This window comes from Microvirga massiliensis (genome assembly GCF_001006805.1).
GTDB lineage: Bacteria > Pseudomonadota > Alphaproteobacteria > Rhizobiales > Beijerinckiaceae > Microvirga > Microvirga massiliensis.
The window spans coordinates 515,690-528,684 of record NZ_LN811351.1; the positions used below are offsets into that span (position 1 = coordinate 515,690).

Below are 12,995 nucleotides of genomic sequence, written 5' to 3' on the forward strand. Positions count from 1 at the left end.
GGCATTCCCTCTGGAGTGTCTCAAATCAGGCGATCACTTCATCTTTGCATACCAGAGCCGTACATACTCGTCCGCGAATTGCGGAACCTCGATCGAGCTCTTCACGGCCCAGGCCACGGGCTGCTGATGAAGAGGAATGAACATCGCCTCGTCGTGAGCGATCTTCAATGCCTCGGTAAGCATGGCCCGGCGCTTGCCCTCGTCGAGTTCCACGCCAGCGGCGCGGGCGAGCTCGTCGAGACGCGCATTGACGAGACCGTTCGGATTGTTGCCACCGAAGGTATCCTTGCGCGAGGCAAGGATTGCCGAGAGAACGCTGTAGCCATCCATTGGCGGGAGCGTCGCCCAGCCGAGCATGTAGATGTCGGTCTCGCCCCGATCGACCTTGGGGAAATAGGTCGTGCGGCTCTCCGTCTTGAGATCGACCTGCACCCCGATGCGCGACCACATGGCAGCAATCGCGACGCAAGTCTGTTCGTCCGCGATGTAGCGGTCGTTCGGGCAGGCAAGGCCGACCTTAAAGCCGTTGGGATAGCCGGCTTCGGCGAGCATCTTCTTCGCCTTGTCGGGGTCATAGGCGAGAGGCTTGTCGATCTCGGCGGAATAGCCGGGCACGGGCGGTGCGACGAGGATTCCCACGTTGCGGGATTTCCCGCGCATCACGCGTTTCTTGATCGTTTCGAGGTCCACGGCGTGCCAGAGGGCCTGTCGCACCTTCAGGTCGAGCAGCGGGTTCTTCTGGCCTGGCGCGGCATGCAGTTCGGGACGCCAATTCATGCCGAGGAAGATGAGGCGCAGCGACGGCTCCTCGATGACCTTATACCCGTTGGCGGCATCGATGCGAGCGAGATCCTGGAGGGGAGCCGGCGCGATCATGTCGATCTCGCCGGACAAAAGGGCTGCGACGCGCGTCGCGTCGGACTTGATCGGCCGGAACTCTATGCGGGTGAGGTTGTGCTCGGGCTTGTCCCACCAATTCTCATTCACGACCATCACGGTGCGGCTGTCCGGCTGGTAGCTTTCGAGTTTGAAGGGGCCGGTGCCGTTCGCATTGGTGGAAGCGAAGGTGGTGACGCCCGTCGCAATATTGCCGGGCTTCGTCGCGTTGTTCGCCTCCATCCACTCCTTGTCCATGATGAAGAGGCCGGACAGGTCATTGAGAAGGAGCGGGTAGGGGCCGTTCAGAACGAAATCGACGGTGAAGTCGTCGACCTTTTCGGCGCGGATCACGTTGGCGAGGTTTCCGCGGGCTCGGGCAGAGGGGTCGAGAATGCGAGTGACGGAGGCCACCACGTCGTCTGCGGTGAAGGGGTTCCCGTTGTGGAATTTCACTCCCTGCCGAAGGACGAAGCGCCAGCGGTCCGGTGCCACAATGGACCAGCTCGTCGCCAGGGCCGGCTCGATCTCGAGCTTGCGGTTGCGCCGCACGAGCGGGTCGTAGACGTAGTGGTGCATGTTGGAGGTGAAGCTCTCCGTATGCGCGTATGGATCCATGGTCGCGATATCGCCCTGGGACGACCACCGCAGGGTGTTCGCCTGGAGGGGCGCGGTCAGGATCGTCAGTCCAGCGACAAGCGTTGCAGTGGCAGTTATGCGTTTCATTATGGTTCTCCTCTGGTCAGTCATGCTCGCCGTTGAGTCGGCGATGCCATCGGCAAGGGTTCGCGAGGTTCCGCATAGCGGACGAGCACATCCTTGAGGCTGCGCCCGGCAGCGCCGGGTTTCGGCAGCAGGGCGCGCTCCTGAACCGCGCCGAGATGATGGTCCATAAGGTATCGTGCCCTGGCAGCATTTCCTGCGATCAGCGCCTCAATGATCTCTGCATGCTCGCTGGCGCCACACTCCGACGGGTGCGGGCGGCTGTAGAGCGCAAGGATCAGGGACGAGCGGGAGACGACCTCGGAGACATAGCGCGCGAGCAGGGTGTTGCCCGTGAGCTCGGCGAGCAGCACGTGGAACTCGCCGGCCAGGCGGATCGCTTCCGGCCCCTCCTTGCCGTGAAACCGCTTCTCAGCGGCGACATGGCCATGCAGACGGTTCGCGTGTTCGCGCGCGAGGGCACCGGCGAGGCGCTCGACGACGAGCCCTTCGGGTTGCCGGCGCACGTCGAAGACTTGCTGCGCCTCGACGAGGCTCGGGCTCGCCACGAAAGACCCTCGATTCTTCCACTGTTCGACGAGGCCGTCCGCGACGAGGCGGGTCAGAGCCCCCCTCACCAGTGTCCGACTGACGCCAAAACTCTCGCCGATCGTGTCTTCGGGAAGCTTGTCGCCCGGCATCAGCGATTGCTCGATGATGGCCCGCCTCAGGTCGGCATAGACGGCGTCGGCGCGATCGGCCGCCGGGGAGGTGGGACGCTCGGCCGTCGGCCTTCCGCGGCCCGGGCGTTCCCTCCAAATGAGTCCCGTATGCGCCGGCTGATCGGCCATTTCGGATCCCGTTGTCGTAACGGATTGTGTCCAATACTGTCACCGAATTGAATCCAAGCGCAAATTTTCAGCAGGGGACGCACAGGAGCGAGGCATTGATGACCAGTGATCTGCTGATCAGGAACGTCAGGCCGATGGGCGGTCCGGCAACGGACGTCCTCGTCAGGAGCGGGCGCATTGCAGCGATGAGCGCGGGCGGCGCCGAACCGTCGATCCCGGTCCTAGACGGCGCCGGCGAACTGCTTCTGCCGGGCCTCATCGAGGCCCATACCCATCTCGACAAGACGATGTGGGGCATGCCCTGGAAGCCGCATGCCGCAGGGCCGCGTCTCATCGACAAGATCGAGACGGAGCGTCGCCAGCGCCGCGAACTCGATATTGAGCCCGAGCGTCAGTCTGGCCGGCAGGCGCTCCAGTCGCTGCGGATGGGCTCAACGCACATCCGAACCCATATCGACGTCGATACGGAGGTGGGCCTGTCCGGGATCGAAGGCGTCATGCGCATGCGCGAACGCTACCGCGATCGCATCCATGTCGAGATCGTCGCATTTCCGCAATCGGGCCTCCTCGTGCGACCCGGCACGCTCGAATTAATGCGCGAGGCCATGCGGCTCGGCGCGGAGGTGGTCGGCGGTCTAGATCCCAATGCCATCGACCGAGATCCCAAAGGCCATCTCGACGCCATTTTCGGCTTGGCGCAGGAGTTTGGGCGGCCTGTGGACATCCATCTGCACGAGCCGGCCGAACTCGGCGGATTCGCGATGGAGCTGATCATCGAACGGACACGGGCGCTCGGCATGCAGGGCCGCGTCGTGGTGAGCCACGCCTTTTGCCTAGGCATGAGCGATCGCGACTATGCGCGTTCGCTCATCGATCAGCTTGCCCGCGAGCGCATCGCGGTCATGACAACGGGCGCTCCGAGCCGACCCGTGCCGCCGGTGCGCGAATGCGCAGAGGCTGGGCTCGTAGTCTGCGCCGGTTCTGACGGCATTCGGGATTCCTGGAGCCCGTATGGGAATGCCGACATGCTGGAGCGGGCCATGCTCATCGGCCTGCGTAACAATTTCCGCGAGGACGAGGAGATTGCTCTGGCGCTCAACGCTTGCACACGCGGAGGTGCCACGGTGATGGCCCTGGCGGATTATGGGCTGGAGGTGGGCTGCGCTGCGGACCTGCTTATCGTGCCCGGCGAGGTTCCGGCGGAAGCTGTCGTCAGTCGCCCAGCGAAGCGGACGGTGGTCAAGGGCGGCCGCATCGTTGTGCGTGATGGCGAAGTGACTACAGCCGCCTGACTCCGCACCAGGACGCTCCTATGGCGACTGAGGACCGTGATCGTGATACCGTGAGCGCGGACGAGATGAGGAGCCGCCGCTCACTCGAAGATCGTACCGCCGGGAAATGCGGCCGCCCAATCGCCGCTTGAAATCCTGGCCGAAAGCCGCCATCTCGCCGCCCGGAAAGCCAAGCAGACCATTTTGAAGCCATGACGACTGCCACCCCCGAGAGCCATGCCTTTGAGGCCGATGTCGCGAGATTGCTGCACCTCATGGTGCATTCCGTCTATTCGGACCGGGACGTCTTCCTGCGCGAGTTGATCTCGAATGCGGCGGATGCCTGTGAGAAGCTGCGTTACGAAGCGATCTCGGATCCGGCGCTCCTCGGAGAGGATCCCAAGCCCAGGATCACGCTCGTGGCGGATGCCGAGAACCGCTGGCTCACGGTCGAGGACAACGGCATCGGCATGAGCCGGGTCGAGATGGCCGAGGCGCTCGGAACCATTGCACGCTCAGGCACCAGGGCCTTCATGGAGCGGCTAGAGGCCGCCCAGGGAGCCGAGGGGGCACAGCTCATCGGCCAGTTCGGGATCGGCTTCTATTCGGCCTTCATGGTCGCCGACCGAATCGATGTCGTCTCGCGCCGGGCCGGCTCGGAGGAGGCCTCGCTCTGGTCGTCCGACGGCAAGGGATCCTACACGATCGCACCGGTGGAGATCGCAGAGGCGCCAGCCCGCGGAACGCGCGTGGTCCTGCATCTCATGGAGAATGCGGCCTCCTATGCCGAGCGCTTCACGCTCGAGCGCATCGTCAGGGCGCAATCGGGCCATGTCCCGGTGCCGATCTCGATTGTCGAGAAACCCGGCGCTGTGCCGCAAGAGATCGCGGATGGTGCGGCGCTCTGGGCAAGGCCCAAGGCCGAGATCTCGGCCGAGGAGTACACGGATTTCTACCGGAGTGTCGTGGGCCAGTTCGACGAGCCGGCGCTGACTGTCCATTTCCGCGCCGAGGGCCGGCATGAATACACGACGCTGGCCTTCGTGCCGGGGTCCACGCCGTTCGACCTGTTCGATCCCGATCGCCACGGTCGGATGAAGCTCTACGTAAAGCGGGTCTTCATCACCGACGAGGCGGAGCTTCTGCCGCGTTATCTGCGCTTCGTGCGCGGGCTCGTGGATTCCGCCGACCTGCCCCTCAACGTCTCCCGCGAGATGATCCAGGATAGTCCGCTCCTGGCCGCTATCAAGAAGGGGGTGACCAACCGCGTGCTGAGCGAGCTTGAGAAGCTCGCGCGCGACAACGCGGAGGGTTACGCAAAGATCTGGGACAACTTCGGCCCAGTCATCAAAGAAGGACTGTACGAGGATTTCGAGCGGCGTCAGCAATTGCTGGGACTCGCCCGGTTCAGGACAACGGCGTCCGCAGGCGGGTGGCGCTCGATCCAGGATTATCTCGGCGCGCTGAAGCCGAACCAGACTGCGATCTACTATGTGACCGGTCCCGATCTCGCCCGTCTAGAGGCCTCGCCTCAGCTCGAAGGCTTCCGGGCGCGCGGGGTCGAGGTCCTGCTCCTGCCGGATCCCGTCGACAGCTTCTGGGTGACCGCGGGGCTCGATTACGAGGGCAAGCCCTTCAAGTCGGTGACCCAAGGCGCCGCAGACCTCGCCTTGATCCCGCTGATCGAGCCAACGAGCGCAGGCGAAACGACAACACCAGAGGCCGTGACGCGCCTCATCGCATCCATAAAGGCCACTCTCGACGAGCAGGTGTCGGATGTCCGCGCCTCCGAGCGGTTGACCGAGAGTGCCGTCTGTCTCGTCGCCCCCGAGAGTGGCATGGACCGCCAGCTCGAGCGGCTTCTGGCAAGAGCCGGGCAGCTGGGCTCGGCCGCGAAGCCGGTCCTCGAGATCAACGCGCACCACGAGCTCATTACTGCCCTGGCGACGCTCGAGGACGACGAGCAGCCGCTTCGGGACGATGCCGCCCACCTGCTTCTGGACGAAGCCCGGGTTCTCGATGGCGAGCTTCCAGTCGATGCCAAGGCGTTCTCACAGCGGCTCACACGCGTGATGCGGCGGTGCATGCCCTGATGCGTCATGCTCGCGCTCCGCGACCGGCGGAATCCTCGCGCATGGCCCCGTGCCTTGGGGCGACCTGCGCCTCTAACAGGAAGGCCTGAGCTCCCAAGAGTTGAAAGGCAGACGGTCGAAGACGCGGGTTCCGGGGGCACTTCTGGTGACCGGTATCCGACAGGGTGCCACCAGCCAATGAACCGGTCGTGTCCGGTTCACGGACGAATTTGCGTGACCACTCCATGTGCTGAGCGATCGTGCTCGCCTCTGGTTGGCTCGGGCTGCTGTCAGCCAAGGCCGGAAACGAGAACGCGAGCGCGACAACGAATGCAAGCACCTGAACCACATCGACCTCCATGAGTGAGGTCCTCACATCACATCCCGCCACGATCTTACCCCTGGCGAGATGAACGCAAGGCAACGGCAAGGCCGAAGTCCTCGCCGGAGTGGAATGTAAAGAGAGGGCAGGGTGGTTCAGGCACGACATTCGCCTGTGACATGCGTATCGTGTGGGCGACGACGTGCGGGGCATCCATGGTGCGGGAACTCACCCACCTGTCCTTCGAGGACTGGGTCTATTTCGTCTTCGACCACCCGGCAGAGGGCCCGGAGTGGCACTCGGACCCTGAGGCGCCATACTGGAACGGTCCGGCCGCCCTCACGGCGGAATACGTGATCCGGCTGTTCGAGGATCCTTGCCCGGCGCTGATTGGCTTCACGGATGAAGAGCTCAACAAGGGCCTCTGGTACATGATCAGTCCTGGCCTCGGCGAGCACATGCTCTGCCTCGACGAGCCGGCCCTTCCCATCGCAATGCGCGTCCGGTGCGTTCGCGCGTGCGAGAGCCTGTTCCGCAAGCTCTTTCTTCCGCGCTGCTCGCCTCACCTGTCCCATTGTGATTGGCATGGTGCCGCCCCGCTGAACTCCATCTGCTACATGTGGTGGGATATCATACCCGTGTTCGGTGGGCCCGAGCCGGAGGATCGCCGGTTGTTGCACGCGGCAGCGCTCGAGACGATGGCAGTGATCCTCCGGCTCGACTCGATCGCCTGCCAGGAAAGCGCCCTGCATGGCCTCGGCCATTGGCACTCCGCCTTCCCGGAACAGGCCGAGAGCATGATCGACGCTTTCATCTCGACCCATGCGGATGCACCAGCAGCGTTGTTGACCTACGCGCGCAGTGCGCGTTGCGGCTGTGTCCTGTAGGGCAGCAGGAAGACGCGGAGTGGCTGCAGACCGGCCGGTGTAGCGCCGACGGCAAGATCGCGTCCGCACTTGTCGGCATTCGCTCGTCGACGCCGGAACCAATCCGCCGCCCCGCCGTTGGCGGGCATTCCGCTGCGGGGAGATGACGCCCTGCAGCGTGAGTAACCCATGGCATTTCGGCGATGCGTGATCTGTATGGAGCATCCGTTGTCGTAACCGGCGCATCGAGCGGCATTGGCCGTGCAACGGCCCTGGCCTTTGCCCGGTGCGGCGCGCGCGTGTCCTTGGCGGCTCGCCGCGGCGATGTGCTCGAGGATGTGGCAAACGAGTGCAGACGAGTGGGAGGCGAGGCGATCGCCGTCCCGACGGATGTCACCGACCCAGCAGCCGTGGCCGCACTGGCTCACGCGTCCGAGAGAGCTTTCGGGGGAATCGACGTCTGGGTCAACAACGCCGGAACCGGCGTCTTCGGGCCTTACACGGATGCACCGCTCGAGCTGCACCGTCGCACCATCGAAGTGAACCTGCTCGGCGCGATGTACGGCGCCTATGCCGTCCTGCCGCTCTTCCTGCACCAGGGTCGCGGCGTTCTGATCAACACCATTTCCCTTGCCGCTTGGGCTCCGAACCCGTTCGCGGCTGCCTACACGGCGAGCAAGTTCGGATTGCGCGGCTTCGCGGCCAGTCTGCGCCAGGAACTCGGCAGCCATCCCGACATCCATGTCTGCGGTGTCTTCCCGGCAATTATCGATACGCCGGGATTCGTGCACGGCGCCAATATGTCGGGTCGGCAGATCGACATCGGGCCTTTGATCTACGCGCCGGAGGATGTTGCCGAAACGATCGTAAGCCTCGCCCGCTGGCCTCGTGACGAGGTTGCTGTCGGCTGGCCGGCGCGGGCGGCTCAGATCGCCTATACGATTGCACGGCGCCCGACCGAGCAACTGGCGGGAGCCTTCATCCGTCGTGCGCTCCGGCAGGCCCAACCCGCGCCACGGTCGGAGGGGGCTCTGATGTGGCCGGTGCCCCAGGGCACGAGCATCAGCGGAGGGTGGAGACAGCGGAAGGGCGTGCCGGCGGGGCGCCGCGCTACCCGGATTGGCCTCGCCGTGGCAGGGGCCGCCGCACTCATTCTGGGGACCACGGCAGCCGCTTATGGGCGATCCAACCATCGTCAGCGCCGCTGACCTCGAGCGAGGTCTCGAAGCCGTCCGTGCTTCGGCTGCAGGCTCTGCCGAAGGCGTGTTCGGCCCGAACTCGGTCGTCTGGCAGATCGACCGGGAGGCGCTCGTCTTCCTGGGCGCCGGCCGCGCGCTCCTGATGCAGCTCGCGCACCCCTGGGTTGCGACTGCCATCGCGGAGCACTCCAACGCTCTCGCGGATCCGATCGGACGATTCCACCGCACCTTTCAGATCGTCTTCACGCTGGTCTTCGGCTCGCTCGATCAGTCCTTGGCAATGGCGCGGCGTCTGCACCGGCGTCACGGGGCCATCACGGGGACGATGCCGGAGACGATGGGGCCATTTCCAAAGGGCTCCCGATACGTCGCAAATGAAACCTCCGCCCTGATGTGGGTCCATGCCACCCTGGTGGATACCGCCTTGGCCGCTTACGAACTCGTGCTGCCGCGGCTCGGGACTGAGGCGCGAGAGCGCTACTATGGCGAGGCTCGCATTCTCGGGGTGCTGTTCGGCATTCCACTCGAGGCGCAGCCATCCGACTGGGTCGCGTTCAACCGCTATGTCGACGCCATGGTCAATTCCGATACGCTGACGGTCGGGAGCGCGGCGCGGGACATCGGACGGAGCGTCCTGAGAGGCGCAGAACGGCTTCCGGTGCCAGGCTGGTACCGTGACGTCACGGCGTCCTTGGTTCCAGAGCCCCTGCGCGAGGGCTTCGCGCTGCCCTTCGGCCCTCGCGAGCAGCGGCGCGCAGCCCGCACGCTGGAATTCGCCCGACGCACCTATCCTTTGCTGCCGGACCGCATCCGGCATGTGGCGCCCTATCAGGAGGCCGTTGCACGACTGACCGGGCGCGCCGGGCCCGATCTCGTGACACGAACGCTCAACAGGCTCTGGATTGGCCGCACATCGATGGGCGGGTGACTGCCAAGCGAGCTCGGGCCGAAGACCAAGCCAGTTTCATGGGTGCGCATACTGGACGGATCCCTGCCGCGGCCGATGCAGAGGCCAGCCACGATCGTCCGGTATTTTCTGCGTGAACATGGCTGCTCGGACAGCTTATATAGCCGGGATGTCCAAGCTCTCAGCCCGCCCCGCCAAAACCGATCCCGCGACCGCATCTCCAGACTCGGCTGCCTCTGCCGACCTGAGGACGGGGTCGAGCGCTCCTGCAGAAGATCTCCGCTCGCTGGAGAAGGCGCTTGGTTTACAGATCCGGCTGTTGCGGCGTGAGCGCGACCTCTCGGTGGCGGATTTAGCCGGGGCTGCCGGGATTTCCATCGGCATGATCTCCAAAATCGAGAACGGCCAGATCTCCGCTTCATTGTCGTCCATCCAAGCCATTGCCAACGCGCTCAATGTCCCCTTCAGTTCGTTATTCACGGCCGTCGAGGAGAAGCGCGACTGCTCCTATGTCCGAGTTGGTCAGGGCGTGATCATCGAACGACGCGGAACGAAGGTCGGGCACGTTTATGAACTGCTCGGACATGCGTTGGGCGGCGATATCGTCGTCGAGCCCTACCTAATCACGTTGAAAGGCGACGCCGACCCGTACACCAACTTCCGGCACTCGGGGACGGAGTTCATCTATATGCTCACTGGCGAGGTGATCTACCGGCACGCCGATTGCAGCTATCATCTCAAGCCTGGTGATTCTCTTCTTTTCGACTCGGGCGCGGTGCACGGCCCGGAGGAACTGCTCGTCAAGCCCATGACCTATCTATCTATCATTATCTATCCACGCCATTCCGCCCGATGACTTACGGATATTGCTTTCTGCGCTGCTGGCAGGCATTTCGCATGTCTCCGGCCCGGTTGATCGCCGAGACCGAATGCATCACGGTCGAGTAGATCAGATCGGATAAGGGCACCTTGGTGTTTCGGCAGTTTTCCAACGACACGAAAGAATTGTGCTGCAATGACGCTGGATCTCGAGAGTGCTGCCCGAGAACGGGGCATCAAGTATTTTCTGATTTCGTTTACTGATCTGTTCGGCGCGCAACGTGCAAAGCTCGTGCCGGCCGCGGCGATCGGATCAGCAGCCAGGAACGGCGTCAACTTCGCGGGCTTTGCGACGTGGCTCGACATGTCGCCGGCGGATTCCGACCTGTTCGCGCTGCCGGATCCCGATACCCTCATCCAGTTGCCGTGGAAACAGGAGGTCGGGTGGCTCGCCGCCGACCTGTTCAGGAACGGTCAGCCGGTCGAGCAGGCGCCGCGCAACCTGCTGAAGCGCTTGGTTGCTGATGCAGGTCGGAGCGGGCTACAATTGAAGTCCGGGGTCGAATGCGAATTTTTTCTGCTCACCCCTGATGGGCTTTCGCCAGCTGACTCTGCGGATCTTCAAAAGAAGCCCTGTTATGATCAATCCGCCCTGATGCGCAGCTATGACGTCATCACCGAGATTTGCGATTCGATGCTCGCTCTAGGGTGGAAGCCCTATCAGAGCGACCATGAGGACGGTAATGGCCAATTCGAGATCAACTGGGATTATGACGACGCACTGGTCACCGCGGATCGGCATGCCTTCTTCAAATACATGACGCGTACGGTCGCGGAAAAGCATGGGATGCGCGCCACCTTCATGCCGAAGCCGTTCGCCGAACTAACCGGCTCCGGGTGCCATGTCCATGTTTCGGCCTGGCAGGGGGACCGGAACCTTTTTGCCGATAGCCAGGACGAACTCGGCTTGTCGAAACTCGCTTATTACTTCATCGGAGGGATCATCCACTCGGCCGATGCTCTGGCGGCGCTCTTTACCCCAACCGTTAATTCCTACAAACGTATCAATGCAATTCACACGGCCTCGGGTGCAACATGGTCTCCCGGCTCCATCACCTATACGGGCGACAACCGGACCCATATGATTCGTATCCCTCGGGGCGGCCGTTTCGAAATCCGCTCACCTGACGGCGCTGCGAATCCCTATCTCCTGCAGGCGGGAATCCTGGCGGCAGGACTCGACGGAATGCGCAACCAGCGCGATCCGGGCCAGCGCCTGGATATCAACATGTATACCGAGCGCCACACGATCGACGTGAAGCGCCTGCCGCTCAACCTGCTCGATGCCTTGCGGGCCCTCGAGCGCTGCCAAGTGCTCAACGAAGCGCTCGGGGGATTCGTGCCGGCCTATCTCAAGCTGAAAACCGAAGAGTGGAACGCCTATATGCGGCATCTGACGCAATGGGAGCGAGACACGACGCTGGATTGCTAGCCGGTTGCACAACTGGATGCGTGCTGCCGCCCAAGACTGTCGGAATTGCATCCAGACCGATCAGGAATGGGCGGAGCATGCTCCTCCGCAGCTTTCCCTGAGTGATGCCACCGGGTAGACATCTCGAAAACGTTCACCGGGCAGGCATCGATGCAGCCCCCGCAATTGAGGCAATCTCCGGAAAGGATAGCCCGCGTCCCATCGCCTTTGAGCGCAGGCGTGATCACGTGAGGCTCGGAGCATACGTTGAAGCACGCACCGCAATTGGTGCAATCCCCCCGGCGGACGGCGGCGACCCGGACGATGCTGGCCGTGCCGACAGCTCCGTAGAATGCTCCGACCGGGCAAAGATGGCTGCACCAGCCTCGCCGGGTCACGAACAGGTCGAGCATGAACACGGCCAGGACGATCGCCCAGCCGGCTCCCATGCCAAAGATGAGCCCGCGTTGCAGCACGCTCACGGGATTCACGAATTCCCATGCGATCGTGCCTGTCAGGAAAGACGCCAGGAGCGCTGCCGCCAGGATCCAGAGCCGTGTGCGCCGGTCTAGCTTGCGATCCCGGGTGATGCCGAGCTTCTCCCGAAGCCAGTGTGCTGCGTCCGTGACAACGTTCACGGGGCAGATCCAGCCGCAATAGGCCCGGCCGCCAACGATCAAGTACAGAGTGACGATGAGTGCTGCGCCAAGGGTGGCGACTTGCGCCGGCACCATTCCGGCTGCAACGGATTGCAGGAGGATGAACGGATCGCTGAAGGGGATGACGCCCAGGATTTCGCTCGAGGCGAAATTGCCGCGCGTCAACCACAGACCGGCCATTGGTCCGGCCATGAAGACCGCGAGGGCTGTCGCCTGCGAAGCGCGTCGCAGCAGCCACCACCTGTGCGCTCGCAGCCAGCCCTTGGCCCCGACACCCAGCCTGCGACTCTCGGCCGTGATGCTGAAGCCGCTCACGCAGGCCGCCCGGCTGCATTGCGGCCGGGGCCACCGAGGCCGAGCTCCCGCGGCAGCACGCGAATGGCGGCATGGCCGAGGACGCAGTGCTTCTCGCAGGTTCCGCAACCGGTGCAGTGATCGGAATGGACGGTCGGGATCACCATGCGTCGCCCCTTGATGACCTGTGTCTCGAGTGTGATCGCCTCGTCGCGGATCGGGCAGACCCGATGGCAGATGCTGCAGGTCATGCCCTTGTAATTCAGACAAGTTTCGTGGCCGACGAGCACTGCGACACCCATATCGGCATCACGAATGCTCGCGATATCCCGGTCGAGCGCGCCGGTCGGGCAGGCCCTGGCGCAGGGGACGTCCACGCACATGGCGCAGGGCGTCTCGCGGGCGACGAAGAAGGGTGTGCCGAGCGGAGCGGAGTCCGCCAGGGTCGCGAGCCGGAGCGTGTCGTAGGGGCAGGCGCGAACGCAGAGGCCGCAGCGCACGCAAGCCGAGAGAAAATCGTCCTCCGGCAGGGCGCCCGGCGGCCGGAGCGCGTGAGCCTCCGCCTTCCGGGAGCTTTCGACATAGGCCGCGAGGGCGACGGCAGCAAGGCAAGTCACGCCCCCGGCCTTGATGCCGCTTGCGAGAACCTCGCGGCGGGACGGCTTCTTCGCACTCGCCATTGGCGC

Annotated in this window: 11 protein-coding genes; 7 read left to right on the plus strand and 4 right to left on the minus strand. The window is 63.9% G+C overall.

The window, feature by feature from the left end; all coding sequences use genetic code 11:
- Positions 1-33: 33 nt before the first annotated feature.
- Positions 34-1,602: an ABC transporter substrate-binding protein gene (locus tag BN1233_RS07525; protein WP_046862874.1), complete on the minus strand. Its 1,569-nt coding sequence runs from the start codon at positions 1,600-1,602 to the stop codon at positions 34-36.
- A 20-nt stretch (positions 1,603-1,622) separates the two neighbouring features.
- Positions 1,623-2,429 carry a GntR family transcriptional regulator gene (locus BN1233_RS07530; RefSeq protein WP_052763726.1) on the minus strand — a complete coding sequence of 269 codons (807 nt, stop codon included), beginning with the start codon at positions 2,427-2,429 and terminating at the stop codon, positions 1,623-1,625.
- A 98-nt stretch (positions 2,430-2,527) separates the two neighbouring features.
- On the opposite strand from BN1233_RS07530, the gene BN1233_RS07535 reads away from it, so the two are divergent.
- From BN1233_RS07535 to glnT, 7 genes are all read left to right on the plus strand, one after another.
- On the plus strand, positions 2,528-3,721 hold the full coding sequence (locus BN1233_RS07535; protein WP_046862875.1) for an amidohydrolase family protein: 1,194 nt from the start codon (positions 2,528-2,530) through the stop codon (positions 3,719-3,721).
- 191 nt (positions 3,722-3,912) lie between these two features.
- A complete protein-coding gene (htpG, locus tag BN1233_RS07540) occupies positions 3,913-5,793 on the plus strand; it encodes a molecular chaperone HtpG (RefSeq protein ID WP_046862876.1) in 1,881 nt (626 codons plus the stop codon).
- A 480-nt stretch (positions 5,794-6,273) separates the two neighbouring features.
- A complete protein-coding gene (locus tag BN1233_RS07550; protein WP_052763727.1) occupies positions 6,274-6,981 on the plus strand; it encodes a hypothetical protein in 708 nt (235 codons plus the stop codon).
- 182 nt (positions 6,982-7,163) lie between these two features.
- Positions 7,164-8,168 (plus strand): SDR family oxidoreductase, encoded by a 1,005-nt coding sequence (locus tag BN1233_RS07555; RefSeq protein ID WP_046862878.1) that lies wholly within the window; start codon positions 7,164-7,166, stop codon positions 8,166-8,168.
- On the plus strand, positions 8,137-9,087 hold the full coding sequence (locus tag BN1233_RS07560; RefSeq protein ID WP_244470962.1) for an oxygenase MpaB family protein: 951 nt from the start codon (positions 8,137-8,139) through the stop codon (positions 9,085-9,087). The genes BN1233_RS07555 and BN1233_RS07560 overlap by 32 nt, the downstream gene beginning before the upstream one ends.
- A gap of 148 nt (positions 9,088-9,235) precedes the next feature.
- Positions 9,236-9,922, plus strand: coding sequence for a helix-turn-helix domain-containing protein (locus BN1233_RS07565; RefSeq protein ID WP_082145244.1), 687 nt, complete (start codon positions 9,236-9,238; stop codon positions 9,920-9,922).
- 159 nt (positions 9,923-10,081) lie between these two features.
- Positions 10,082-11,377 carry a type III glutamate--ammonia ligase gene (gene glnT, locus BN1233_RS07570; RefSeq protein WP_046862879.1) on the plus strand — a complete coding sequence of 432 codons (1,296 nt, stop codon included), beginning with the start codon at positions 10,082-10,084 and terminating at the stop codon, positions 11,375-11,377.
- Here glnT and napH read toward each other — a convergent pair.
- Positions 11,374-12,330 (minus strand): quinol dehydrogenase ferredoxin subunit NapH, encoded by a 957-nt coding sequence (gene napH / locus BN1233_RS07575; RefSeq protein ID WP_082145245.1) that lies wholly within the window; start codon positions 12,328-12,330, stop codon positions 11,374-11,376. The two genes, glnT and napH, sit on opposite strands and share 4 nt — an antisense overlap.
- Positions 12,327-12,989 (minus strand): ferredoxin-type protein NapG, encoded by a 663-nt coding sequence (gene napG / locus BN1233_RS07580; RefSeq protein ID WP_046862880.1) that lies wholly within the window; start codon positions 12,987-12,989, stop codon positions 12,327-12,329. The genes napH and napG overlap by 4 nt, the downstream gene beginning before the upstream one ends.
- Positions 12,990-12,995: the final 6 nt, after the last annotated feature.